Below are 24805 nucleotides of genomic sequence, written 5' to 3'. Positions count from 1 at the left end.
CGACGTTGAATCAGGCTGCGCGTTCGTCGCTGACGCTCACACTGCGCACCACCGTACGCTCCGGCGGAAACACGGCGCGGAAGGTGCTGCCCTTGCCGAGCTCACTCGTCACCTGCAGTTCACCACCGTGGCGCGAAAGTACGTGCTTGACGATTGCTAGGCCGAGACCCGTGCCACCCGTATCGCGCGAGCGGCTGCGGTCAACACGATAGAAGCGCTCAGTCAGGCGCGGGATATGCTCGTGTGCAATGCCGATGCCCGTGTCGGTGACGGAATACACCGCATGCCCATCCTTCACGCCCCAATCGAGGCGGATCGTGCCGCCATCGGGTGTGTAGCGCACGGCATTGGAGGCCAGATTGCTGAATGCGGAGAGCAGCTCGAGCTCGGCCCCGCACACGCTCACTGCCGGATCGCACGTCATGCTGATGGTGTGGCGGCCGGCAGAGAGCGCCTCGATGTCATGCTCAAGCTGCAGCATCATGCGCTGCATCGGCACGGGCGCGACAGACGGCGGCTCGGAGTTGCCTTCCAGCGTCGCCAACGCCAGCAGATCTTCCACCAGGTGCTGCATGCGCATAGCCTGCGTATGCATCATGTCGAGGTAACGCTTCTTGTCTTCCTCGGGCAGCGGAATATCGCGCACCGTCTCTAGAAAACCGGCGAGCACTGTCAGCGGCGTCTTCAGCTCGTGCGAGACGTTGGCGACGAAGTCGCGGCGCATGGCCTCGGTGTTCTCCAGCTTGGTGATGTCTTGCGTCACCAGCAGCTTGCGGTCTTCGCCGTACGGCAGGACCTGGACAGAAACGATGCTTTGCTTGTGGGGCCCCACGTCATGCATGGTGAGCGGCTCCTCGAACTCGCCGCGCGCAAGGTAGCGGACGAACTCCGGTCTGCGAATCAGATGGGTAATGCGTTGGCGCAGGTCTCGCTTGGCAGACAAGCCGAAGTGCTCCTCGGCCACAGCGTTGCACCATTCGATCTGGTCTTCAGCGTCGAGCATCAGCACGCCGTTGGGCGATGCTTGAATGGCCTGGATGAACCGGCTGTGCTGCTGCTCGACCTGCAGCACCTGCGTGCGCCAGCCTTTCACGAGCCGGTGCAGGCGGTAGTAGACCTCGCCCCATAGGCCGAGCGCGCTGGGGATCTCGCCATAGGCCGGCGAGTCCAGCACGCGCCATAGGCGCTGGATCTGATAGACGTAGTAAAGGAGCATCACCAACAGCAGCGCGCTGAGCACGGCCAGCGCAACCACATGGTTGGCGAAGACATATAGACAGGCTGTGACGAGGCCCACCAGGGCGACGAAGACAGCGAAGCGGGTCCAGAAGACGTTCATGAAGGCATTCTAAGCGCTGGACCGCGAAGATCGTGTGAACGCGCGATAGACGATGATGGACTCGCGCGTTCGATCAGTTGACGGCGGTTACTGCCCCGGATTGCGCGCCAGGCGATAGCCGCTGCCGCGCACGGTTTCGATCATGTTGCTGTAGCCACCCGGGGCGAGTGCCGCACGCAAGCGCTTGATGTGCACGTCCACGGTGCGCTCTTCCACGAACACGTGATCGCCCCACACCTGATCGAGCAGTTGCGAGCGGCTGTGCACGCGCTCCGGATGCGTCATCAGGAAATGCAGCAGGCGGAACTCGGTCGGGCCCAGATCGAGCTTGATCGGGTTTTCCGCTTCGATGTTCGTGGCCGTCACGCGATGCGTGGCCGGGTCCAGCTTCAGGCCGTTGATGGCCACGACGTCGTCGGTCAGCTGCGGCGCACGGCGGCGCAGCACGGCCTTGATGCGGGCCAGCAGCTCCTTGGGCGAGAACGGCTTGGTGACGTAGTCATCCGCACCGCTATCCAGGCCCATGATCTTGTCTTGCTCATCGCTGCGGGCGGTCAGCATGATGATTGGAATCTGGCGCGTGCGCTCGTTGGCGCGCAGCTCCTTGGCGAACATCACGCCGGACTTGCCCGGCAGCATCCAGTCCAGCAGAACCAGATCTGGCAGCACATCGCTCATCAACGACAGCGCCTGTTCAGCGTTGTACGCACGGATCGGGTAGTGCCCTGCGTGCTGCAGGTTAACGGCGATCAACTCGGCGATCGCCGGTTCGTCTTCCACGACCAGAATGCTACTCGGCATGCTCACGTCTCCATCCTGCCTTTTTTTATTCGCCCTCGCCCTGGATCTCACGCTCCAGCGCCTCGCGCCCAGCGTGCCGGACGTCGGTTCCCTTGACGATGTAAATGATGAACTCAGCGATGTTCTTGGCGTGATCGCCAATACGTTCGATCGCCTTGGCAATGAACAGCAGATCCAGCGACACCGAAATCGTGCGCGGGTTCTCCATCATGTAGGTGATGAGTTCGCGCATGAAACCGCGGAATTCCTCGTCGATGGCCTTGTCTTCCTTCAGGATCGACACGGCCTCGGCGGTGTCCAGCCGTGCGAAGGCATCCAGCGCATGACGCAAGATGGTCGCTGCCATGTCGCCCGAGCGCTCAACGCCCGCATAGTTCAGCGCGTGCGCCGACGGGTCTTGCATGAGGCGCTTGGTGCGCTTGGCGATCTTCGCGGCCTCGTCGCCGGCGCGCTCCAGGTTGGTGATGGTCTTCGAGATGGCCATGACCAGACGCAGGTCGCGCGCGGTCGGCTGGCGGCGCGCGATGATGTTGTTGCAATCACCGTCGATCTCGATTTCGAGTGCATTGATCTCCTGCTCCACCGCGAGCACCTGATCACACATATCGGTGTCGAAGTTGGCCAGGGCGCGCATCGCGCGGGCGATCTGTGCCTCAACCAGGCCACCCATCTGCAGCACCTTGGTGCTGATGGAGGTCAGGTCGGTATCAAACTGCGATGACAGATGTTTCTCGGACATCGGTTTCTCCTTGTCGCTTCAGTGCGTGTTGCAGATCAGCCGAAGCGGCCGGTGATGTAGTCTTCCGTTTCCTTGCGGCGCGGCTTAATGAAGATCTTCTCGGTCTCACCAAACTCGATCAGCTCGCCCAGGTACATGTAAGCCGTGAAGTCGGAGCAGCGCGCGGCCTGTTGCATGTTATGCGTCACGATGACGACCGTGTAGTCGTCTTTCAGCTCAGCAATCAGCTCTTCGATCTTACCGGTGGAAATCGGGTCCAGTGCCGAGCACGGTTCGTCCAGCAGTAGCACTTCCGGACGGATGGCGATGCCACGGGCGATACACAGACGCTGCTGCTGACCGCCCGACAGGCCATAGCCCGACTGGTTGAGCTTGTCCTTCACTTCGTTCCACAGCGCGGCCTTGGTCAGCGCCCATTCCACGCGATCGTCCATTTCGGAGCGCGACAGGCGCTCGAACAGCTTCACGCCAAAGGCGATGTTGTCGTAGATCGACATCGGGAACGGCGTCGGCTTCTGGAACACCATGCCCACCTTGGCGCGCAACAGGGCGATATCCGTCTTGGACGTGAGCAGGTTCTCGCCGTCCATGTTGATCGCACCTTCGGCACGCTGCTCGGGGTACAGCGCGTACATCTTGTTGAACGTACGCAGCAGCGTCGACTTGCCGCAGCCCGACGGGCCGATGAAGGCCGTCACCTGCTTCTCGGGAATCTGCAGCGAGATGTTCTTGAGCGCGTGGAACTTGCCGTAGTAGAAGTTCAGGTCACGCACATCGATCTTCGGGCTTTGCGTGCGCACTTCGAGGGACGTAGCAGTCATGGTCATTTCTTGGTGAACAAGGCACGCGCGAGGATGTTCAACCCCAGCACACCCAGCGTAATCAGGAACACCCCGGCCCAGGCCAATTGTTGCCACTCGGGGAACGGGCTCATTGCAAACTTGTAGATCACCACCGGCATGGTCGCCACCGGCTGGTTCAGATCCAGGCTCCAGAACTGGTTGTTCAGCGCGGTGAAGAGCAGCGGCGCGGTTTCACCGGCAATACGGGCCACAGCCAGCAGCACGCCGGTAATCACGCCAGCGTACGACGCCTTGAGCGTGATCGACAGAATCATCTTCCACTTGGGCGTACCGAGCGCCATGGCGGCTTCACGCATGGCGTTGGGCACCAGGTTCAGCATGTTCTCGGTGGTGCGCACCACGATCGGGATCTGCAGCAGTGCCAACGCCAGCACGCCGGCAATCCCCGAGAAGTGCTGCACACGCGCCACCACAACGGCATACACGAACAGGCCGATCACGATGGACGGCGCCGACAGCAGGATGTCATTGATGAAGCGCGTCGCGCTGGCCAGTGCCGACGTCTTGCCGTACTCCGCCAGGTAGATGCCGGCCAGGACGCCCAGCGGCGTGCCGATCAGCGTGGCCATGCCGACCAGCAGGAACGATCCGGCGATGGCGTTGGCCAAGCCGCCTCCCGGCGTGTTGGGCGGCGGCGTCATCTCCGTAAAGAGCGACAGCGACAGACCACCCACGCCCAGCGAGAGCGTGGTCCACAAAATCCACGCCAGCCACACCAGGCCGAAGCCCATGGCGGCAAGCGAGAGTGCCAGTGCAAAACCGTTGATATTGCGGCGACGGGCCTGCAGGCGTGCCTTGGTCTTCTCGGAGTCAGCGCGGACGGCAGGAATGGAGGACGTGCGCATGGTGTTGGGTCTCATGACGTCGGGCAGATCGCGCTGGTTCACTTTTGGCCCTCGCTCTTCTGCAGGCGCAGAAGCAGCAGCTTGGACGCCGCCAGCACGATGAACGTGATGACGAACAGGATCAAGCCCAACTCCATCAGCGCAGCGGTATGCAGGCCTTGGCCCGCTTCTGCAAATTCGTTGGCCAGTGCCGAGGTGATGCTGTTGCCCGGCGAGAACAGCGACGCATCCGACAGCAGGTTGGTGTTGCCGATCACGAACGTCACCGCCATGGTCTCGCCCAGTGCGCGGCCCAGACCCAGCATCACACCACCGATCACACCCGCCTTGGTGTACGGCAGCACCACGTTCCACATGACTTCCCACGTCGTGCAGCCCACGCCGTAGGCGGATTCCTTGAGCAGCGTCGGCGTGATCTCGAACACGTCACGCATCACTGCAGAGATGTACGGGATGATCATGATCGCCAGGATCACCCCGGCGCACAGCAGGCCGATACCGATCGGTGCGCCCTGGAACAGCGCCCCGATGACCGGGATCTTGCCGACAGTCGCGGCCAGCGGCTTTTGAAAGTATTCGCTAAAAATCGGTGCAAATACGAGCAGACCCCACATGCCGTAGACGATGGACGGCACGGCAGCGAGCAGCTCGATGGCGGTACCCAGCGGTCGGCGCAGCCATGCCGGCGACAGTTCGGTCAGAAACAGGGCAATGCCGAAGCTCACGGGCACGGCAATGATGAGCGCGATCAGCGAGGTGACCAGCGTGCCGTAGACCGGCACGAGCGCGCCGTAGATATCGGCGGGCGGATCCCACTCCGAATTCACCAGGAACGACAGGCCGAATTGCTTGATCGAGGGCCAGGAGCTGATGATCAGCGAAACGATGATGCCGCCCAACAGCAGGAGCGTAATGATTGCGGCAAGCCGGGTCAGACCGCCAAACACCAGGTCGCCAACGCGGCTGGGTGCTCGCATGCTGGAAGAAGCGCCGGAAGAATCAGAGAGCGTGGCCATGAGGGAAACCGGTCAGCCGTGAGAGAAGCTGTTGAAATGGTGCGGGCGGCAATCTGCACCGCCCGCCCGCACCTTGTGCTGCACTACCTACGCAACAGGCAACGAACGATCAGTTATAGATCGCCTTGCCCGACGCGTCCTTCACGTTCGACTTCCACGTCGCGCGGATCTGGTTCTTCACAGCATCCGGCAGCGGCACGTAGTCGAGACCCTTGGCAGCGTCATCGCCACCCTTGTAGGCCCAGTCGAAGAACTTCATGACTTCAGCGCCTTGTTCCGGCTTGGCCTGGGTCTTGTGCAGCAGGATGAAGGTCGCACCAGCGATCGGCCATGCGTCCTTGCCCGGCTCGTCCGTCAGGATCTGGTAGTACGACTTGCTCCACTCGGCGCCAGCAGCGGCTGCCTTGAACGCTTCAGCGGTCGGTTGCACGGTGGCGCCCGACTTGTTCTGCAGGTTCACGTAGGTCATCTTGTTCTGCTTGGCGTAGGCGTACTCAACGTAACCCACTGCGCCACCCAGACGCTGCACGAAAGCGGCCACGCCTTCGTTGCCCTTGCCACCCGTACCGGTCGGCCAGTTCACGGTCGTGCCTTCGCCAACCTTGCCCTTCCACTCGGCGTTCACCTTCGACAGGTAGTTCGTGAAGATGAACGAGGTGCCCGAACCGTCAGCACGGCGCACCACCAGGATGTCCTGGTCCGGCAGCTTGGCCTTCGGGTTCAGCTTGACGATAGCCGGATCATTCCACTTCTTGATCTTGCCCAGGTAGATGTCGCCCAGGATTTGGCCATTCAAGGTCAGTTCGCCCGGCTTCACGCCCGGCAGGTTGATCACCGGCACCACGCCGCCGATCACGGTCGGGAACTGAATCAGGCCATCCTTGTTCAGCTCTTCGTCCTTCAGCGGCATGTCCGATGCGCCGAAGTCGACAGTCTTGGCGGTGATCTGCTTGATGCCGCCCGACGAGCCGATACCTTGGTAGTTCACCTTGGTCTGGGTCGCCTTGTTGTAGTCGGCCGCCCACTTGTTGTAGACGGGGGCCGGGAACGTTGCGCCAGCACCAGTGATGTCAACTGCGAATGCGGTACCAGCGAAAGCCAGCGCAGCCACGCCCGCGATTGCGGATTTAACCAGTTTCATGTGTTCTCCAGAGGAGCGGTTGAGCGATGACAGATTTTTGACACCCGAACTTTAGGTCGCTCACATGACAATTCTGTGACAACACAAAAACTTCTCAGAACCGGCTTAGAACGCACGAAAGTCGATCTTAAGGCACAAAAAAAGCGGCGTAAGGGCCGCTTTTTAATTGCTTCTGCAGCGTTCGTCCGGCAATTTACCGCAACGTTGCCGCCAGACGTTCTGCATGCTGTGTAGCAAGGTCGGCATCCTGTGCCTCAACCATCACCCGCACAACAGGTTCGGTACCGGACGGACGAATCAGCACACGCCCCTTGCCGCTGAGCTCAGCCTCGCTGGTCTTGAGCGCAGCCTGCAAGCCAGCGTGCGACTTCCAGTCGAAACCTTTTTCGACGCGCACATTGATCAGCTTTTGCGGGAACAGACGCACGCCTTCCAGCATCTCGTCGAGCGTCTGGCCACTGCGGCGCAATGCCGCAAGCACCTGCAAAGCCGAGATGATGCCGTCGCCCGTGCTGTGCTTGTCCAGGCACAGCAAATGGCCCGAACCTTCACCGCCCAGCAGCCAACCGTTCTTCTTCAGTTCTTCCAGCACATAGCGGTCGCCCACCTTGGCACGTACGAACTCGACGCCTTGCGCCTTAAGTGCCAACTCCACAGCCAGGTTGGTCATGAGCGTACCGACGGCGCCCGGTACTGCCTGCCCCGCTGCGCGACGCGCCTGCACCATCACGTAGAGCAGCTCATCGCCGTTGTACAGGCGACCGTTGCGGTCGACCACCTGGAGGCGGTCGGCATCACCGTCGAAGGCCAGGCCGATGTCGGCGCCATGTTCACGCGTGGCTTCGACCAGCTTGCCCGGCGCTGTCGCGCCGTAGCCGTCGTTGATGTTGCGACCGTTCGGTTGGTTGCCGATCGACACCACATCCGCACCCAACTCGTGGAAGACGTGCGGCGCAATGTGGTACGCCGCGCCATGCGCACTATCCAGCACGACTTTCATGCCGAACAGGTTCAGGTCGTTCGGGAACGTGCTCTTGCAAAACTCGATGTAGCGGCCGGCGGCATCCTCAATGCGGCGGGCACGGCCCAGCGCGTCTGACGCCGCGTACTCCATCGGCTTTTCCAGTTCGGCTTCGATCTGCAGTTCGGTCTCGTCAGGCAGCTTGTCACCGCTGGCCGAGAAGAACTTGATGCCGTTGTCATAGTAAGGATTATGTGACGCAGAGATCACTACGCCCGCCGACAGGCGCAACGCGCGCGTCAGATAAGCCACGCCAGGCGTCGGCAGCGGACCGCTCATCAGCACGTCCACGCCGGCAGCCGTGAAACCGGCTTCCAGTGCCGCTTCCAGCATGTAGCCCGACAAGCGCGTGTCCTTGCCGATCAGCACAGTAGGCCGGCCGTGGCCATGCGACTCAGCGCCGTGTGCCAACACGCGGCCGGCAGCATAGCCAAGGCGCAGCACAAAGTCCGGCGTGATCGGGGTCTCGCCCACGCGCCCACGAATGCCATCAGTGCCGAAATACTTCCTGGACATAAGGAATCTCTCCTGCAGTAGTTTCTTTATTGTTTGTAAGATGCCAGCCGCAGCCGGGCAATCGTCTGTTCGCTCGACCCCGACCGTACGACCGTCATGGGAGCGGCGGATCAACCCTTTCGTGACGCATTGCCCACCAGACCTGAAGTGCTTCCACGGTCGGCCGCACGTCGTGCACACGCACGATGAAAGCACCGCGCTCCGCTGCCAGCAACGCGGCAGCCACACTCGCGGTGATGCGCTCGGCCGGCGGTTTGCCACCCAGCACTGCACCCAACGTCGATTTGCGCGACAGACCGGCCAACAACGGCAACCCGATCTGCTCAAACTGCGCCAATCGATTGAGCATGGTGAGATTGTGATCCGGCGTTTTACCAAAGCCAAATCCCGGGTCGAGCGAAATGCGCTCTGCAGCTACGCCGGCAGCCAGCAATGCTTCGGTCTGCATGCGCAGGAAGGCTGTCACTTCGCCCATCAGATCCGTATAGCTGGGCGACTCCTGCATCGTCTCTGGATCGCGCTGCATGTGCATCACGCACAGGCCGGCGTTGCCCTTGGCCACCGCCTCAATCGCGCCCGGGCGGCGAAAACCCCAAATGTCGTTGATGAGATCGGCGCCACCCTCTAGCGTGGCGCGCATCACCTCAGGCTTGTAGGTGTCGATGGACAGCGGTTTGCCGCAGTCGCGCAGCGCCTCGACAATCGGCATCACGCGGTCCAACTCTTCCTGCAGACCCAGTGGTGCAGCGCCCGGCCGGCTCGATTCACCACCGATGTCGATCATGTCGACGCCTTCGGTGATCAGTTGTTCAGCATGGCGCAACGCCGTATCGCGGGTGGCATGTTGGCCGCCGTCGGAAAACGAATCGGGCGTGACGTTGAGAATGCCCATGACCAGCGGGCGCCGATCACGCGCGTAGCGAAAACGCCCGCACTGGAAGTGCGTCGTAGTGGGAATAAGAGCAGGCAAGATGTGCGAATCAGAGTACGGCGCAGGACCGGAATGCTACGCCAGGCATACCAAAAAAGGCACTAACAAAAAAGCCGGTGCGCATGCACCGGCTCTTATGCTCCGCCCTCAGGGCAATAACCTATCAGACAGCCTTCATGCCGTGGCCGGCACGTTACCCGGGTTCGCTCCGGCGGGGGTACCGCCACCCGGCGGCGTGCTGCCACCGCCAGTCGAACCATAGCGCGGCGGGCGCGGCGGCTTACCGTCCATGATGTCGTTGACCTGGTCGGCGTCGATGGTTTCCCACTCGAGCAGCGCAGCCGTCATGGCCTCAACCTTGTCACGGTTGGCTTCCAGCAGGCCCTTGGCCAGGGCGTACTGCTCGTCAACAATGCGACGAATCTCTGCATCGACCTTTTGCTGCGTCGCCTCGGACACCGTCTTCGATGCCATGCGGCCGAAGAAACCGTCCTGCTCGGTGTCGACATAGACCATGGTGCCCAGCGTGTCGCTCATGCCGTAGCGCGTCACCATGTCGCGGGCCATTTTCGTGGCACGCTCGAAGTCGTTCGAAGCACCGGTACTCATCGCGCCCAGGAACACCTCTTCTGCTGCGCGACCGCCGAACAGGATAGCGACCTCTTCAAGCATCGTGTCCTTATAGGCGTAGTGCTTGTCGTGCTCCGGCAGCTGCCAGGTCAAGCCACCCGCCCAGCCGCGCGGCATGATCGTGACCTTGTGCACCGGATCAGCCTTCGGCAGCAGCTTGGCAACCACTGCATGACCCGACTCGTGGTACGCCGTGGCCTTGCGCTCTTCTTCACGGATCACGGCCGACTTGCGCTCCGGACCCATGTAGATCTTGTCCTTAGCATCTTCGAAGTCCTGCATATCAACCACACGCTTGTTACGGCGGGCAGCAAACAGCGCGGCTTCGTTCACAAGGTTGGCCAGATCAGCACCCGAGAAACCCGGCGTGCCACGTGCCAGCACCGAAGCATCCACGTCGTTGCCGATCGGCACCTTGCGCATATGCACCTTGAGGATCTGCTCGCGGCCACGAATGTCCGGCAGGCCCACGTAGACCTGGCGGTCGAAACGGCCCGGGCGCAGCAACGCCTTGTCGAGAACGTCAGCGCGGTTGGTTGCTGCAATGACGATGACGCCCGAGTTGGCCTCGAAACCGTCCATCTCGACCAGCATCTGGTTCAGGGTCTGCTCGCGCTCGTCGTTACCACCGCCCATGCCGGCGCCACGATGGCGGCCGACCGCATCAATTTCGTCGATGAAGACGATGCAAGGCGCTTGCTTCTTGGCGTTCTCGAACATGTCGCGCACGCGGGCTGCACCCACGCCGACGAACATTTCAACGAAATCCGAACCGGAGATGCTGAAGAACGGTACCTTGGCTTCGCCAGCAATGGCGCGCGCCAGCAGCGTCTTACCGGTACCCGGAGGGCCGACCAGCAGCACGCCACGCGGGATACGACCACCCAGCTTCTGGAATTTCTGCGGATCTTTCAGGAAGTCGACGAGCTCGACGACTTCTTCCTTCGACTCGTCACACCCTGCCACATCAGCAAACGTGACGCTGTTGTTGTTCTCGTCGATCAACCGCGCTCGGGATTTGCCGAACGAGAAGGCACCGCCTTTCCCGCCGCCTTGCATCTGCCGCATCATGTAGAACCAGAACACGATGATCAGCAGCGTCGGGCCGAGGTAGGTAAGGATCGAATAGAGCATATTGGGCTCGTCTTCGGCCTTGCCGGTCACCTGCACGCCAAATTTCATCAGATCGCCAACCATCCAGATGTCGCCTGGCGAGATGATGGAATACTTGTTGCCCTCGTTGGGCGTGACCAACAGCGTGCGGCCCTGCACTTCGACGCGCTTGACCTTGCCGGCCTTTGCGTCATCCATGAATTGCGAGTACGTCACACCCTCTTGGGTGCGCGGCTTGTCGAACTGCTTGAAGACGGTGAACAGCACCAAGGCAATCACCAGCCAGATGGCCGCCTTCTGAAACCAGTTGTTATTCAAGGCGAGACTCCTTTAGAAATGCCTTGACGGGATGCTTGGCATTGTAATGCACGGACACCGCCGCGGGTTGATTGCCCGCAAGACCATCGGCCACTCAGCGCCACCGGGCCCTTCCTGAGTAACGTCCGTCAGCCCGGATGCTTGAGCTGGCGGCCCAGCAGGAAGGTCTCGGAAGACTTGTCGCGAGAGGCCTTGGGCTTGCGCGGCGCCACGATCTTGAAATGGCGCTTGAACATCTCGACGATCTGACTATAGCCGCTGCCGTGGAAACATTTGATCAGCAGTGCACCTTCAGGTTTCAGGTGCGCCATGGCAAATTCCACGGCCAGCTCGGCGATGTGCTCCATGCGCGCGGCGTCTGCCGACGCCACACCCGAGAGGTTGGGGGCCATATCGGACAAAACAAGGTCTACTTTGCCTCCGCCCGTGGCTTCCAGCACGATTTCTTCCAGTTGCTGGAAGACCTCGTCCTCGCGGAAGTCACCCTGGATGAATTCGACGTCGGCAATCGCTTCCATCGGCAGGATGTCGATGGCGACGATGGCGCCGTCAATGCGGCCATCCTTGGCACGCGGCGAGGCGGCTAGCTTGTTGCGCACGTACTGGCTCCAACTGCCCGGCGCGGCCCCCAGGTCAACAATGACCTGGCCCGGCTTGATCAGCTTGTCCTGCTCATCGATCTCCTTGAGTTTGTAGGCGGCGCGCGCGCGATAGCCCTCGCGCTGGGCCAGCTTCACGTACGGATCGTTGATATGGTCGTGCAGCCACGACTGGTTGAACTTGTTCTTTGCCATCGAATTGGTTGCCAAACTGCCTAAACATGGCGGCTTGGACTGATTTTGGCGGATAATACGCGCCGTTTGTCCTTTTGCGCGATCTCGCCCTCATTTATGCCCGCCCTCATCCTCACCCCTGCCCAACGATCGGAACTGCGCTCGGAAGCGCACGCGTTGAACCCGGTCGTCATCATCGGTGCGGAGGGCCTGACCAAAGCCGTTCTGGCCGAAATCGACCGCTCGCTGGCGGCCCACGGGCTGATCAAAATTCGGGTGTTCGGCGACGACCGCGAAGCCCGCATCGAGCTCTATGACACCATCTGCGCCCGCCTGCAGGCTGCGCCCGTGCAGCACATCGGCAAACTGCTGGTGATCTGGCGCGAAGGTCCGGCCTACCTGAAGGAAAACCAGCCACAGGACATCCGCCCGCCGCGCAAGACCACCGTCGGCGCCGGCCCGCGCTCCGTTACAGTGCGTAAGGCGAATCCGAACGCCACGCGCCGCCCGAAGCCGGTTCGCCTAAGCGTGCTCGGCAACGAGCGCGTCACGGCCGGCGGCAACGTGAAACGTGCCAAACCGCGCCAAACCAGCCAAAAGAAGAAGGCACTGTCCTGATCTGACGCTTGCCCGCACAGAAAACGACCGGCTTTTCAGCCGGTCTTTTCTTTGGCCTCAGGAGGGCTGCTGAATACCAGCGGTTTTCCAGATCAACGCAAGGCCAAACAGACTTTGCACCAGGTAAAACACGCTCGACACACCGTGCAGCATGCCGAACTGGGCCCGGTACGCCGAGTCACCGACGGCCAGACCCTGGGCCGCCGCCTGCTCACGCAGTGAAGCCATGAACGGTTGCAGCCCAAAGTAGCCGACCAGCACGCATACCAGCATCCCCAGCACCAGCCATCGCAGCGACTTGTATCCCGCCTGCCCGCGCCGCACCAGCGCTGTGGCGGCAAGCAGCAGCAAACAGCCTACGCCCAGACCAATCCACGCCTCGGCGTGAAACAGCCGGCCGGCGATCGAGCCGGCCAACTGGCGGTCTTCCAGCATGGCAAACAGCGTCGGAGCGACGATGTAACCGATGGTCCAGAGCGACCCGCACCATACCGTTGCAAGCAACTGAAAGAAGCGCTGAGGCATGGGGGACCGTTCCGGCTGGTGGTGATTAGAGGTACTTGACGGCCAAGACTTCGTACTCGCGCTCGCCGCCCGGGGCGACCACGGTGGCGACGTCGCCTTCGAACTTGCCGATCAATGCACGGGCGATCGGCGAGCTGATCGAAATCTTGCCGGTTTCCAGATCAGCTTCGTCATCGCCAACGATCTGGTACGTGACGGGCTTGCCTGAATCCAGGTCTTCCAGGTCGATGGTGGCGCCGAAAACCACACGCCCCTCGGCGTCGAGCTCGGACGGATCGATGATATTCGCTGCCGACAGCTTGCCTTCGATTTCCTGGATGCGGCCTTCGATGAAGCCCTGGCGCTCTTTGGCGGCATCGTAGTCGGCGTTTTCGGACAGATCGCCCTGGGCACGTGCCTCGGCGATAGCGGTGACGACGGCCGGACGCTCCTTGGTCTTCAAGCGCTGCAGCTCTTCCTTGAGCATCTCGGCACCGCGCTTGGTAATGGGAATGGTGCTCATAGTGGGTAATTCGGAATCACAAAAAAATCAGCCGCTGCGAAGCGGGAGGGCGCGTAGCGCACACCCGCCTGACGGCGGCTGTCGTTGTTTTGACACGGACACTGTAGTGTAGGCGAACCGCCCGGAGGCGGCAACTGCTGCCCCAGAGAGCCTTGACCGCGACGCTATGCCGCGCCGCGGGGCCAAACTCTGGGTCCTACCAAGCCTTACAGGGTGGCGTGCAGACCTTGGAGGTCGTACACGTCCAGATGTTGCATGTGCTTCAGGCCTTCCACCGCAGCGCGGGCACCGGCGATGGTCGTGTAGTACGTCACACGCTGGGCCAGCGCCGCTTGGCGGATCGAGCGCGAGTCAGCAATCGCGGTACGCGTCTCGTCGACGGTCGTGAACACGAGTGCGATCTCGCTGTTCTTGATCATGTCGACGATGTGCGGACGGCCTTCCTTCACCTTGTTGATCACACGGACCGGAATGCCGGCGGCTTCGATGGCCGAGGCCGTACCGCGCGTCGCCACGATCGGGTAGCCCAGCGTATGCAGCGCGCGGGCGACTTCCACCGCGGCCGGCTTGTCGCTGTCCTTGACCGTCATCAGCACGGTGCCCTTCTCGGGCAGGCGCGAACCGGCGGCAAGCTGGCTCTTGAAGAGCGCCTCGCCAAAGGTCTTGCCAACGCCCATGACTTCGCCAGTGGAGCGCATTTCCGGTCCAAGCACCGGGTCAACGCCCGGGAACTTGTTGAACGGGAACACGGCTTCCTTGACGCTGTAGTACGCCGGCACGACTTCCGTCTCGACACCTTGCGAATCCAGCGACTGGCCGGCCATGCAACGCGCGGCCACCTTGGCCAGCGAGATGCCGGTCGCCTTCGACACGTACGGCACCGTACGCGACGCACGCGGGTTCACTTCCAGCACGTAGACGATGTCTTGGCCATCGCGTTGCTGGATGGCGAACTGCACGTTCATCAGGCCGACCACGTTCAGGGCCTTGGCCATCGCGGCGGTCTGGCGCTTGAGTTCGTCGACGGTGGCTTGCGACAGCGAGTACGGCGGCAGCGAGCACGCCGAATCGCCCGAGTGCACGCCGGCTTGCTCGATGTGTTCCATCACGCCGCCGATGAATACGCGCTTGCCGTCGGAGAGGCAATCCACATCGCACTCGATGGCGTCGTTCAGGAAGCGGTCGAGCAGCACGGGGCTGTCGTTCGAGACCTTCACGGCTTCGCGCATATAGCGTTCTAGGTCGCGCGGCTCGTGCACGATTTCCATCGCGCGGCCACCCAGCACGTACGACGGGCGCACCACCAGCGGATAGCCGATTTCTTCGGCCAGCTTGAGGGCTTCGTCTTCGGCACGTGCGGTGCGGTTGGGTGGCTGACGCAGGCCCAGCTCGTGCAGCAGCTTCTGGAAGCGCTCTCGATCTTCAGCCGCATCGATCATGTCAGGCGAGGTGCCGATGATGGGCACGCCATTGGCTTCCAGATCCAGCGCGAGCTTCAGCGGCGTTTGGCCGCCGTATTGCACGATCACGCCAACCGGCTTTTCCTTGTCGACGATTTCGAGCACGTCTTCCAGGGTCACCGGCTCGAAGTACAGGCGGTCGGACGTGTCGTAGTCGGTCGAGACGGTTTCCGGGTTGCAGTTGACCATGATGGTCTCGTACCCGTCTTCGCGCAGCGCCAGCGCGGCGTGCACGCAGCAGTAGTCGAACTCGATGCCCTGACCAATCCGGTTCGGGCCACCGCCCAGCACCATGATCTTCTTGTTGCTGGTCGGCTCGGCTTCGCACTCGCCATGCTCGGCTTCGTACGTCGAGTACAGGTACGCGGTGTTGGTGGCGAACTCGGCGGCACAGGTGTCGACGCGCTTGTAGACCGGGCGGACCTTCTCGGCGATACGCTTCTCGCGCACGGCCTTGGCGGTCGTCTTCATCAGCTTGGCGAGGCGGCGATCAGAGAAGCCCTTCTGCTTGAGCAGGCGCAGCTCGGCAGCCGACAGGCTATCCAGCGTGCGCGCCTTGACCAGCGCTTCGGTCTTGACAATGTCTTCGATCTGCGCGAGGAACCACGGGTCCACAGCGGTCTCGGAGTAGACCTCGTCGATCGACAGGCCCAGGCGGAATGCGTCGCCCAGATACCAGATGCGGTCCGGGCCGGCTTCGCCGATCTCTTCGATGATCTCGTCGCGGTCGGTGGACTTTTCGTCCAGGCCATCCACACCGACTTCCAGGCCGCGCAGCGCCTTCTGGAACGATTCCTGGAAGGTACGGCCCATGGCCATCACCTCGCCCACCGACTTCATCTGCGTGGTCAGGTGGCTGTCGGCCTGCGGGAATTTTTCGAACGCGAAACGCGGCACCTTGGTGACCACGTAGTCGATCGACGGCTCGAACGACGCCGGGGTTGCGCCACCGGTGATCTCGTTCTTCAGCTCGTCCAGCGTGTAGCCCACGGCCAGCTTGGCCGCGACCTTGGCGATCGGGAAGCCCGTCGCCTTCGAGGCCAGCGCCGACGAACGCGACACGCGCGGGTTCATCTCAATCACGATCATCCGGCCATCTTGCGGATTGATCGAGAACTGCACGTTCGAACCGCCCGTGTCGACGCCGATCTCGCGCAGCACGGCCAGCGAGGCGTTACGCAGGATCTGGTATTCCTTGTCAGTCAGCGTCTGCGCCGGAGCCACGGTGATGGAGTCACCGGTGTGGATGCCCATCGGGTCCAGGTTTTCGATCGAGCAGACGATGATGCAGTTGTCGGCCTTGTCGCGCACGACTTCCATCTCGTATTCCTTCCAGCCTAGCAGCGATTCTTCGATCAGCAGCTCGTTGGTCGGCGAGAGGTCGAGACCGCGCTTGCAGATCTCTTCAAATTCTTCGCGGTTGTAGGCGATACCGCCGCCCGTGCCGCCCAGCGTGAACGACGGACGGATCACGATCGGGTAGCCGCTGGTGCCGGTTTCCTTGGCGATCTGCGACTGCACTGCCACGGCTTCGTCCATCGAATGCGCGATGCCCGACTTGGCCGAACCCAGGCCGATCTTGGTCATCGCGTCCTTGAACTTCTGGCGGTCTTCGGCCTTGTCGATGGCCTCGGGCGATGCGCCGATCAGCTCGACGTTGTACTTTGCCAGCACGCCATGGCGGTGCAGGTCCAGTGCGCAGTTCAGCGCGGTCTGGCCACCCATGGTCGGCAGGATCGCATCCGGGCGCTCCTTGGCGATGATGCGCTCGACCACTTCCCAGGTGATCGGCTCGATGTAGGTCACATCGGCCGTGCTGGGGTCGGTCATGATCGTGGCCGGGTTGCTGTTGACCAGGACCACCTTGAAGCCTTCTTCACGCAGCGCCTTGCAAGCCTGCGCGCCGGAGTAATCGAACTCGCACGCCTGGCCGATGATGATCGGACCCGCGCCGATGATCAGGATGGTTTTAATGTCTGTACGTTTTGGCATAACCCGCTCGATTCGATTAATTCAGTGTGGCCGTCGCCAGCTTGGCGGAAAAGCCGATAAACATGGCGCCGACGCCGCTGCTCATACCAGCAGACAGACGTCGTCGCGCGCGGAACGCCGCGGCCAGCCGCGCGCCCACGAAGATGATGGTGGTCAGGTACAGGAAGCTGCAGACTTGGCAAACCAGCCCCAGCACGACGAACGACACCACCGGCAACGCGTAGTGCGGATCGACGAACTGGATGAAGAACGAGATGAAGAACAGAATCGCCTTCGGGTTCAGCAGGCTGATGATCAGCGCCTTCTTGAAGGGATTCGCTTCGTCAGCCGGTGCCGCGCTCCGCTCAACCGACTCGCCTGCCTTGCGTGCACGCCAGTTGTTCAATGCACCGCGCAACATCTGCAAGCCGATCCACGCCAGGTACGCCGCGCCGATGTACTTCACGACGTAGAACAGCGCCGGACTCGCCTTCAGCAGCGAAGCCACACCCGCCGCCGATAGCACCATCAGGATGGCATCGCCCAGAAACACGCCGCATGCGCCCTGGTAGCCCGCGCGCACACCGCGACGGGCCGCCACCGACAGCACGTACATCGAGTTCGGCCCCGGCAGCAGCACGATAAAGATCGTGCCGAGCAGGAAGGTCCAGAACTCGGTGACGCCGAAGTGGGCGAGCATGAAGGCGTTCATGGCGATCTCGTTTGCCTTACTGCTTGGCCGCGTCCATCGCCGCCGTGAAGCGGTCGAACAGGTACGCGATGTCGTGCGGGCCAGGCGAGGCTTCCGGGTGACCCTGGAAGCAGAATGCCGGGCGGTCCGTCAGCTCGAAGCCTTGCAGCGTGCCGTCGAACAGCGAGACGTGCGTCACGCGTGCGTTGGCCGGCAGCGAGTCCGGGTCCACCGCAAAGCCGTGGTTCTGCGAGGTGATGACCACGCGGCCGTCCTGCAGATCCTTGACCGGGTGGTTCGCACCGTGGTGGCCAGTCTTCATCTTGAGCGTCTTGGCGCCGACGGCCAGGCCCATGATCTGGTGACCCAGGCAGATGCCGAACGTCGGGAGGCGACGGTCCAGGAATTCCTTGGCAGCGGCGATGGCGTAATCGCACGGTTCCGGATCGCCAGGGCCGTTGGAGAGGAACACGCCATCCGGGTTGTGCGCCAGCACATCGGCAGCGCTGGTCTGGGCCGGCACCACCGTCACACGGCAGCCGCGCTCGGCCAGCATGCGCAGGATGTTGAACTTGACGCCGAAGTCATACGCAACCACGTGGTACTTCGGGGCTTCCTGCTTGCCGTAGCCGCGGCCCAGTTCCCATTCGGTCTGGGTCCACTCGTACGGCTCGGTGACGGACACCACCTTCGCCAGATCCATGCCCGACAGGCCCGGGAACGAGCGCGCCAGGTCGATGGCCTTCTGCACGTTGTCTTCGCCGGCCAGGATGCAGCCGTTCTGGGCGCCCTTTTCACGCAGGATGCGGGTCAGCTTGCGGGTGTCGATACCGGCAATGGCGACAACCTTCTCGCCCTTCAGGTAATGCGAGAGCGAGTGTTCCTTGCGGAAGTTCGACGCGAGGATCGGCAGATCCTTGATGATGAGACCGGCGGCATGGACTTTCGTGGCTTCGACATCCTCACGGTTCACGCCGACGTTACCGATGTGCGGGTACGTGAGCGTGACGATCTGGCGCGAGTAGCTCGGATCGGTAAGGATTTCCTGATAGCCGGTGATGGCGGTGTTGAACACCACTTCGCCGATCGTATGACCGGCCGCACCGATGGAATAGCCACGAAAGACCGTGCCGTCTGCAAGCGCGAGAATGGCGGGCGGGAAAGACGGCAACACGGGTAGCTCCTGCTGGATTCACCCTGTGCCGACCTGATCGCCTTGGCGCCGAAGCGGAATTCCGGCTGCGCGGATTCCGGGCCGTTTGCGCGTCGAAACCGGGGCGGAACTCACCAGGAAACGAGGCAGACGGGGCAGTAGGCGGGAGGTAGGAAGCGGTTGGCGCTAGGGTGATGGGTTTCTGAACTCAAACCTGACAAGTATACCCGCGCGCCACAAAAAACTCAATGAAAGGAAGGACTTAACGCCGGGTAGCCCGCTAATTGTGACGTCCCGGCGTGCCCGACACCCCGCACCCAAGCGGGCGCGAGCGTCACTTTTCTGTGCGCCGCTACCCTTGCATAGCGGCCTGCACTTGCGCGAGCGCAGTCGGGTCCTCAATCGTGGTCAGGTCGCCCGGATCGCGCCCTTCAGCCACCGCCTGCATCGCCCGGCGCAGCAGTTTGCCCGAGCGCGTTTTGGGCAGTGCGTTGACGAAAAACACGCGTGACGGCCGCGCCACCGCACCCAACTGCGCCTCCACGGTGCGCATGAGCTCTCCTTCCAGCGCAAGGCGATCGGCCGACTCGGCAACGCGTGACGCGTCGCGCACGATGGCAAAGCCCATCGCCACCTGCCCCTTCAACTGGTCGGCCACGCCCACCACAGCCACCTCGGCAATCGCCGGATGCGACGACAGGCTCTCTTCGATCTCGCGCGTGCCCAGGCGATGGCCCGCTACGTTGATCACGTCATCGGTACGGCCGAGGATGGTGATGTAACCCTCAGCGTCCCGCACACCCCAGTCGAAGCTGGAATAGATCTGGCCACCAGGAAACGCCGACCAGTATGTCTTGAGGAAACGCGCGTCATCCCGCCAGACGGTGCTCATGCAGCCCGGCGGCAGCGGCGCCGTCACGGCCAGCAGCCCCTTCTCGCCCGGTGCGCAGGGCTGGCCGGTCACCTCGTCGAGAATGTCGAGCTTGTAGCCATAGACCGGGAAACCGGGCGAACCCAGCTTTTGCGTTGACGGCTCCACGCCTTGTGGAATGGCCAGCATCGGCCAGCCGGTTTCGGTCTGCCAGTAGTTGTCGACGATGGGTTTTTGCAATGCTTCGCCGATCCAGCTTGCCGTGGGCTCGTCCAACGGTTCACCCGCCAGGAACAGGCGGCGCAGGCTGGACAGGTCATGCCGGTGCAGCAACGCCGGATCCTGCTTTTTGAGCACCCGGATCGCCGTCGGCGCGGTGAACATCACGTTGACCCGGTACTGCTCGACAATGCGCCACCAGATGGCGCCGTCGGGGCGGATCGGCGTGCCTTCGTACATCACCGTCGTCAGGCCAGCGAGCAGCGGCGCATAGACGATGTAGCTGTGGCCCACCACCCAGCCGACGTCCGACGCAGTGAACATCGTGTCGCCGGCCTGTGCGCCGAAGATCAGCGGTATCGACGCAGCCAATGCCACCGCATAACCACCCGTGTCGCGCTGAACGCCCTTGGGCTTGCCGGTCGTACCCGAGGTGTAGAGGATGTACGACGGCTCGCTCGACTCCATCCACTCGCACGGCACATCGGCATTCGCATGCTCGCTGCCAAGCGCGGCATAGTCGACATCGCGCGCGTTGTGCCACATTGGCGCCAAGTTGCGATTGACGAGCAGCACGCGCTCGGGCTTATGCACTGCCAGGTCGATGGCGGCGTCGAGCAGCGGTTTGTACTCGACCACCTTGCCCGCACGCGAGCCCGCGTCCGCGCTGACGATAACGCGCGGCGTGGCATCGTCAATGCGCGTAGCCAGGCTGTTGGATGCGAAGCCGCCGAACACCACCGAGTGGATCGCCCCAATGCGCGCGCAGGCCAGCATCGCAAACGCGGCCTCAGGAATCATCGGCAGGTAGATCAACACCCGATCGCCGCGCTTGACGCCCAGCGCCTGCAGGCTGGCCGCCATGCGGTTGACCTCGCGGTGCAGCTGGCGATACGTGTACGTCGTCTCGATGCCGGTTTCAGTGGAAACGTATACCAGCGCCGCCTGCTCGCCACGCGTGGCGAGATGACGATCCACCGCGTTGTGGCACAGATTGGTGCGCCCGCCGACAAACCAGCGCGCAAACGGCAAGCGTGAATCGTCGAGCACGGCGGCGTACGGCGTCTGCCAGTCGATGCGCTGGGCTTGCTCGTGCCAGAAGCCGGAAGGGTCGTCGACGGAACGCTGGTACAGCGCGCGGTATGCGGCGGACATGGGCATGACGTTGTCTCCTGGCCGACCCACTGCGTGGCGCGCCGGCTCAATGTTCGATGTGCTCGATGCGGCTACTGTGCGACCGCCAACTTACGCGGGTCTTACCGCAGTCCAAAAAGAAAACGGCGCCCCGCAGGACGCCGCTTCAGTTTGCCAGCTTCAGCGCTTCTTGCGCTTGGCCGATGTGCTGGCCACCGGCCTGGCCTTGACGACCGGCTTGCCGGCCACCTTGGCTGTCGGGACCCGCCCGGTCGACGCCGCCGCCGACGTTGCCGATACCCGCGCCGCACGCACACGACCACCGCCCCGCGCCTGCGGCAACATCAGCACCACGTTGTGGCCCCGCGGGATCGCATCGCCCGGCAACTGGTTCCACGCACGGATCTGCGCCACCGACACACCATAACGCCGCGACAGGCCAGCAACCGTATCGCGCTTGCCTGCGCGCACCACCACCTTCCGCAGGTCTGGCATGTCGGGCTCAACGGCCATGGTGGCGTTCTCGGCCAACTCGGGGCTGATATCCGGCGCGTCGTCCTTGGCACCGTCTGCACGCGGCACAACCACAGTTGACCCCGCCTTCAGACGCATGCCCTTAGGGATACGGTTGATCTCGCGAATGGTATCGGGGTCAACCTTCAACCGCGCCGCCAGGGCTTCCACGCGCTCGCGGTTGCCCACCGTCACCGCCGTCCAGCTCGACAGGCCGCCGCGATACGTATTCAGGTTGTACTGAAACGTTTCCGCGTTGTCGTACGGCAGCAGAATCTGCGGATTCGAGGCCCCCAGGATCACCGGCCGGTTGAACGACGGGTTGAGCGCCTTGAACTCATCCATCGGCAGATTGGCCAGCCGCGCCGCCAGCACGACATCAATGTCACGTGAGGTCGTGACGGTGACGAAATACGGGTGGTTCGGGATGTCCGGCAACCTGACGCTGTAGCGCTCGGGGTTGGCGATGATGTTCTTCACCGCCTGGAGCTTGGGCACGTACATGCGCGTCTCGGCCGGCATGTTCAGGTTGACGTAGTCCGTCGACAGGCCCGCCGCCTGGTTGCGCGCAATCGCCCGGGCGACCGAGCCCTCGCCCCAGTTATAGGCGGCCAGCGCCAACTGCCAGTCGCCAAACTGATCGTGCAGCTTGGAGAGGTAGTCCAGTGCGGCGTCTGTCGAGGCGAGCACGTCGCGGCGCTCGTCCTGGAAGACGTTCTGCTTGAGGTTGTAGGTTCGGCCGGTACTGGGGATGAACTGCCACATCCCGGCTGCCTTGGCACTCGACACTGCCTGCGGGTTGAACGCACTTTCCACGAACGGCAGCAGGGCCAGTTCAGTGGGCATATTGCGCCGCTCCAGTTCTTCGACGATGTGATACAAGTAGCGGTTCGAGCGCTCGACCATGCGCTGGAACGCTTCCGGACGCTGCGCATACCAATCGGCACGGTCATCCACGGCCGAGCTTTGCAGATCGGGCATGGAGAAGCCTTGGCGAATGCGCGCCCAGAGATCCTTGGCCGGCCCTTTCAGGGAGGCCACGGGCTGCTGATCAACATTGACGACCGGCGCATTTTTGCCGGAAGCGGAGGCAGAGGCGCTTGTGCTGGCAGTGTCGGCATTCGGAGCGGGAGCCGTAGCACAGGCCGCGAGAAGCAGACTGAGCACAGATGCCGCAAGAAGTCGCACGGATCGCATCAAGTTCTGAGGGGTTGGACCTAAAAATTGCCCCAGATAGTAAGAAACGCATCCCGCCACGTCAACCCGCGTAGACCCGACATCTGCCTCGGCAAACACCCGTCGCGCAGGCGGTGATCCCCCGCGCGGCGTGTATTCTCAACGGAAACCGTTCTTCCACTCGCGCAAAGCGGCGAATACGGCCACCGGATCTTTTGTGCCAATCGCGGCGTGACGTGCCACCGCTTGCGTCACTTCGGGCGCATCTGACCGCATGAACGGGTTGGTCGCGCGCTCATGGCCAACCGTGGTGGGCACGGTCGAGCGGCCCTCGGCCCGCAACGCCGCAACCTTGTCCTCCCAGGCGGCCAAGCTGGCGTTGCCCGGCTCGACAGCGCGCGCAAAGCGCACATTCGATGCGGTGTATTCATGCGCGCAGTAAACAAGGGTGTCTGGCGCCAGCGCAGCCAGCTTGGCCAGCGACGCGCGCATTTGCGCAGGCGTGCCCTCAAAGAGCCGGCCGCAACCCGTCGCGAATAGCGTATCGCCGCAAAACAGGCTGGCGGGCGTCTTGTCGCCCTGCAAATGACCGACGTAGGCGACGTGGCCACTGGTGTGCCCCGGCACATCAATCACGCGGAACGTGGCAGCCGGTTGGGCAAGTGCAACGATGTCGCCTTCGCGTACGGCTTGGGTGCGGCACGGGATGGATTCGCCTGCCGGACCGATCACCGGCAACGGTACCCCTTCGGGATTCTCCGGATACGCCGCGACCAGTTCCCGCACCCCGCCGACGTGATCGCCGTGATGATGTGTGATTACAATGGCACCGAGCGCCAACCCGCGCTCCTGGAGGAAGCGCAGCACGGGTTGCGCGTCGCCTGGGTCCACAACAGCAGCCACGCGGCCATCGTGAAGTGCCCAAATATAATTATCGGCAAACGCAGCGATCGCCTCTACCTCAAGTGCTACTTCCGACGGCACACCACCCTGGACCATGCCTGACTCCTCTAACGATCGCCGCATTATAGATTGGCACCACTGGCTGGCTTCACCGCCTGGGCAATACGTCCTGCGCTGGGAGCAGGCGCAATTCGATCGCACCGTCGCCGACATGTTCGGCTTTCATGCGCTGCAACTCGGCCACCCGGGCTTTGGCGCGCTGCGCGAGAACCGCATCCCGCTGATTGCGCGCGTGATCGACGATATCGACCCAACCGCCCCCATTGAAACGCTCAACCCGATGGACGGCGACCCGGCCGAGCCCGGAGACGCCTCAGCCGACGCAGAGAGCGATGCCAGCGCCCCGCAACGCCAGGCCAAGCCCCGTGTGATCTGCCGATATGACGAACTGCCGTTCGCCTCGCAGAGTATCGATCTGGTGGCCCTGCCCCATGTGCTGGAGTTCACCGACGATCCGCACGAAGTCCTGCGCGAAGTGGCGCGCGTGCTGATGCCTGAGGGGCGATTGATCATCACCGGATTCAACCCGCTGAGCCTGTGGGGCATGCGCCAGGGCATGCGGCGCCTGGGTACGGAATCGTTCCTGCCCGCGCAGAGCCAGATGATTGCGTTCACCCGCCTGAAGGACTGGCTCAAGCTGCTCGGATTTGATATCGTGCGCGGCCGTTTCGGCTGCTACCGGCCGCCCAACCGCACCGAGAAGTGGCTGCAGCGTACGGCCTTCATGGAGAAGGCTGGCGATCGCTGGTGGCCAATCTTCGGGGCGGTCTACATGCTGCAGGCCGTCAAGCGCGTGCGCAGCATGCGTATGGTTGGCCCCGCGTGGAAGACCCGCAAATCACCCGCGCTGGTGCCGGCCGGCACGCCAGTCGCCACGCCATCGGGTTCGCACTCGACCAAAGCACCGCCGGCCGCCGCGTGCGACGGCAAATCAGGCGCATAACGCACGCTCACCAGCGCCCC

At 62.7% G+C, this 24805-nt stretch carries 21 protein-coding genes; 2 read left to right on the top strand and 19 right to left on the bottom strand.

Going from position 1 to position 24805, the window contains the following annotated elements; translation table 11 throughout:
• Positions 1-10: 10 nt before the first annotated feature.
• The 11 genes from phoR to F7R11_RS08805 all read right to left on the bottom strand — a co-directional run bounded on the left by phoR (position 11) and on the right by F7R11_RS08805 (position 12067).
• Positions 11-1339 carry a phosphate regulon sensor histidine kinase PhoR gene (phoR, locus tag F7R11_RS08855; protein WP_064802670.1) on the bottom strand — a complete coding sequence of 443 codons (1329 nt, stop codon included), beginning with the start codon at positions 1337-1339 and terminating at the stop codon, positions 11-13.
• Between the two features lie 87 nt (positions 1340-1426).
• The gene (gene phoB / locus F7R11_RS08850; protein ID WP_021194807.1) at positions 1427-2140 is read right to left on the bottom strand and encodes a phosphate regulon transcriptional regulator PhoB; all 714 of its coding nucleotides are present in this window, start codon (positions 2138-2140) and stop codon (positions 1427-1429) included.
• 25 nt (positions 2141-2165) lie between these two features.
• Positions 2166-2879 carry a phosphate signaling complex protein PhoU gene (gene phoU, locus F7R11_RS08845; RefSeq protein WP_021194808.1) on the bottom strand — a complete coding sequence of 238 codons (714 nt, stop codon included), beginning with the start codon at positions 2877-2879 and terminating at the stop codon, positions 2166-2168.
• A 35-nt stretch (positions 2880-2914) separates the two neighbouring features.
• Positions 2915-3706, bottom strand: coding sequence for a phosphate ABC transporter ATP-binding protein PstB (gene pstB, locus F7R11_RS08840; protein ID WP_021194809.1), 792 nt, complete (start codon positions 3704-3706; stop codon positions 2915-2917).
• Positions 3703-4587, bottom strand: a complete 885-nt coding sequence (gene pstA, locus F7R11_RS08835; RefSeq protein WP_064806263.1) for a phosphate ABC transporter permease PstA — start codon at positions 4585-4587, stop codon at positions 3703-3705. The genes pstB and pstA overlap by 4 nt, the downstream gene beginning before the upstream one ends.
• Positions 4588-4625: 38 nt before the next feature.
• Complete coding sequence (gene pstC, locus F7R11_RS08830) at positions 4626-5603, bottom strand: phosphate ABC transporter permease PstC (RefSeq protein WP_031329342.1); 978 nt, start codon at positions 5601-5603, stop codon at positions 4626-4628.
• Positions 5604-5712: 109 nt separating this feature from the next.
• Complete coding sequence (pstS, locus tag F7R11_RS08825) at positions 5713-6744, bottom strand: phosphate ABC transporter substrate-binding protein PstS (RefSeq protein ID WP_064802668.1); 1032 nt, start codon at positions 6742-6744, stop codon at positions 5713-5715.
• Between the two features lie 193 nt (positions 6745-6937).
• Entirely contained in the window at positions 6938-8281 is a 1344-nt protein-coding gene (glmM, locus tag F7R11_RS08820) for a phosphoglucosamine mutase (RefSeq protein WP_021194813.1), read from the bottom strand.
• Between the two features lie 94 nt (positions 8282-8375).
• Entirely contained in the window at positions 8376-9239 is an 864-nt protein-coding gene (gene folP, locus F7R11_RS08815; protein WP_151180539.1) for a dihydropteroate synthase, read from the bottom strand.
• Positions 9240-9386: 147 nt separating this feature from the next.
• Positions 9387-11273 carry an ATP-dependent zinc metalloprotease FtsH gene (gene ftsH, locus F7R11_RS08810; protein WP_021194815.1) on the bottom strand — a complete coding sequence of 629 codons (1887 nt, stop codon included), beginning with the start codon at positions 11271-11273 and terminating at the stop codon, positions 9387-9389.
• Between the two features lie 128 nt (positions 11274-11401).
• Positions 11402-12067 carry an RlmE family RNA methyltransferase gene (locus tag F7R11_RS08805; protein WP_021194816.1) on the bottom strand — a complete coding sequence of 222 codons (666 nt, stop codon included), beginning with the start codon at positions 12065-12067 and terminating at the stop codon, positions 11402-11404.
• 96 nt (positions 12068-12163) lie between these two features.
• On the opposite strand from F7R11_RS08805, the gene F7R11_RS08800 reads away from it, so the two are divergent.
• Positions 12164-12664 carry a YhbY family RNA-binding protein gene (locus tag F7R11_RS08800; RefSeq protein ID WP_021194817.1) on the top strand — a complete coding sequence of 167 codons (501 nt, stop codon included), beginning with the start codon at positions 12164-12166 and terminating at the stop codon, positions 12662-12664.
• Between the two features lie 57 nt (positions 12665-12721).
• Here the strand turns inward: F7R11_RS08800 and F7R11_RS08795 are convergent, their stop codons facing one another.
• The 8 genes from F7R11_RS08795 to gloB all read right to left on the bottom strand — a co-directional run bounded on the left by F7R11_RS08795 (position 12722) and on the right by gloB (position 23878).
• Entirely contained in the window at positions 12722-13189 is a 468-nt protein-coding gene (locus tag F7R11_RS08795) for a DUF4149 domain-containing protein (protein ID WP_021194818.1), read from the bottom strand.
• 25 nt (positions 13190-13214) lie between these two features.
• Positions 13215-13691, bottom strand: a complete 477-nt coding sequence (greA, locus tag F7R11_RS08790; RefSeq protein WP_021194819.1) for a transcription elongation factor GreA — start codon at positions 13689-13691, stop codon at positions 13215-13217.
• Positions 13692-13897: 206 nt separating this feature from the next.
• Positions 13898-17143 carry a carbamoyl-phosphate synthase large subunit gene (gene carB, locus F7R11_RS08785; RefSeq protein ID WP_064802664.1) on the bottom strand — a complete coding sequence of 1082 codons (3246 nt, stop codon included), beginning with the start codon at positions 17141-17143 and terminating at the stop codon, positions 13898-13900.
• Between the two features lie 16 nt (positions 17144-17159).
• On the bottom strand, positions 17160-17834 hold the full coding sequence (leuE, locus tag F7R11_RS08780) for a leucine efflux protein LeuE (RefSeq protein WP_064802663.1): 675 nt from the start codon (positions 17832-17834) through the stop codon (positions 17160-17162).
• Between the two features lie 16 nt (positions 17835-17850).
• A complete protein-coding gene (gene carA / locus F7R11_RS08775; protein ID WP_064802661.1) occupies positions 17851-18987 on the bottom strand; it encodes a glutamine-hydrolyzing carbamoyl-phosphate synthase small subunit in 1137 nt (378 codons plus the stop codon).
• Between the two features lie 331 nt (positions 18988-19318).
• Positions 19319-21217 carry a propionate--CoA ligase gene (gene prpE, locus F7R11_RS08770; protein WP_064802659.1) on the bottom strand — a complete coding sequence of 633 codons (1899 nt, stop codon included), beginning with the start codon at positions 21215-21217 and terminating at the stop codon, positions 19319-19321.
• A 153-nt stretch (positions 21218-21370) separates the two neighbouring features.
• On the bottom strand, positions 21371-22900 hold the full coding sequence (locus F7R11_RS08765) for a transglycosylase SLT domain-containing protein (protein WP_064802657.1): 1530 nt from the start codon (positions 22898-22900) through the stop codon (positions 21371-21373).
• A 138-nt stretch (positions 22901-23038) separates the two neighbouring features.
• Complete coding sequence (gloB, locus tag F7R11_RS08760) at positions 23039-23878, bottom strand: hydroxyacylglutathione hydrolase (protein ID WP_021194825.1); 840 nt, start codon at positions 23876-23878, stop codon at positions 23039-23041.
• On the opposite strand from gloB, the gene F7R11_RS08755 reads away from it, so the two are divergent.
• The gene (locus F7R11_RS08755; protein WP_021194826.1) at positions 23877-24785 is read left to right on the top strand and encodes a class I SAM-dependent methyltransferase; all 909 of its coding nucleotides are present in this window, start codon (positions 23877-23879) and stop codon (positions 24783-24785) included. The genes gloB and F7R11_RS08755 overlap by 2 nt on opposite strands.
• The last annotated feature ends 20 nt before the right edge of the window (positions 24786-24805 follow it).

Origin of the sequence: Ralstonia insidiosa (assembly GCF_008801405.1) — a bacterium.
Lineage (GTDB): Bacteria > Pseudomonadota > Gammaproteobacteria > Burkholderiales > Burkholderiaceae > Ralstonia > Ralstonia insidiosa.
Note: the sequence above shows the minus strand (reverse complement) of the source record. Positions and strands in the feature narration are given on the sequence as shown.

Coding starts and splice junctions, on each gene's coding strand:
- phoR (WP_064802670.1), bottom strand. CDS start 1,339: ATGAACGTCTTCTGGACCCGCTTCGCTGTCTTCGTCGCCCTGGTGGGC.
- phoB (WP_021194807.1), bottom strand. CDS start 2,140: ATGCCGAGTAGCATTCTGGTCGTGGAAGACGAACCGGCGATCGCCGAG.
- phoU (WP_021194808.1), bottom strand. CDS start 2,879: ATGTCCGAGAAACATCTGTCATCGCAGTTTGATACCGACCTGACCTCC.
- pstB (WP_021194809.1), bottom strand. CDS start 3,706: ATGACCATGACTGCTACGTCCCTCGAAGTGCGCACGCAAAGCCCGAAG.
- pstA (WP_064806263.1), bottom strand. CDS start 4,587: ATGCGCACGTCCTCCATTCCTGCCGTCCGCGCTGACTCCGAGAAGACC.
- pstC (WP_031329342.1), bottom strand. CDS start 5,603: ATGGCCACGCTCTCTGATTCTTCCGGCGCTTCTTCCAGCATGCGAGCA.
- pstS (WP_064802668.1), bottom strand. CDS start 6,744: ATGAAACTGGTTAAATCCGCAATCGCGGGCGTGGCTGCGCTGGCTTTC.
- glmM (WP_021194813.1), bottom strand. CDS start 8,281: ATGTCCAGGAAGTATTTCGGCACTGATGGCATTCGTGGGCGCGTGGGC.
- F7R11_RS08805 (WP_021194816.1), bottom strand. CDS start 12,067: ATGGCAAAGAACAAGTTCAACCAGTCGTGGCTGCACGACCATATCAAC.
- F7R11_RS08800 (WP_021194817.1), top strand. CDS start 12,164: ATGCCCGCCCTCATCCTCACCCCTGCCCAACGATCGGAACTGCGCTCG.
- F7R11_RS08795 (WP_021194818.1), bottom strand. CDS start 13,189: ATGCCTCAGCGCTTCTTTCAGTTGCTTGCAACGGTATGGTGCGGGTCG.
- greA (WP_021194819.1), bottom strand. CDS start 13,691: ATGAGCACCATTCCCATTACCAAGCGCGGTGCCGAGATGCTCAAGGAA.
- carB (WP_064802664.1), bottom strand. CDS start 17,143: ATGCCAAAACGTACAGACATTAAAACCATCCTGATCATCGGCGCGGGT.
- leuE (WP_064802663.1), bottom strand. CDS start 17,834: ATGAACGCCTTCATGCTCGCCCACTTCGGCGTCACCGAGTTCTGGACC.
- prpE (WP_064802659.1), bottom strand. CDS start 21,217: ATGCCCATGTCCGCCGCATACCGCGCGCTGTACCAGCGTTCCGTCGAC.
- F7R11_RS08765 (WP_064802657.1), bottom strand. CDS start 22,900: ATGCGATCCGTGCGACTTCTTGCGGCATCTGTGCTCAGTCTGCTTCTC.
- F7R11_RS08755 (WP_021194826.1), top strand. CDS start 23,877: ATGCCTGACTCCTCTAACGATCGCCGCATTATAGATTGGCACCACTGG.
- gloB (WP_021194825.1), bottom strand. CDS start 23,878: ATGGTCCAGGGTGGTGTGCCGTCGGAAGTAGCACTTGAGGTAGAGGCG.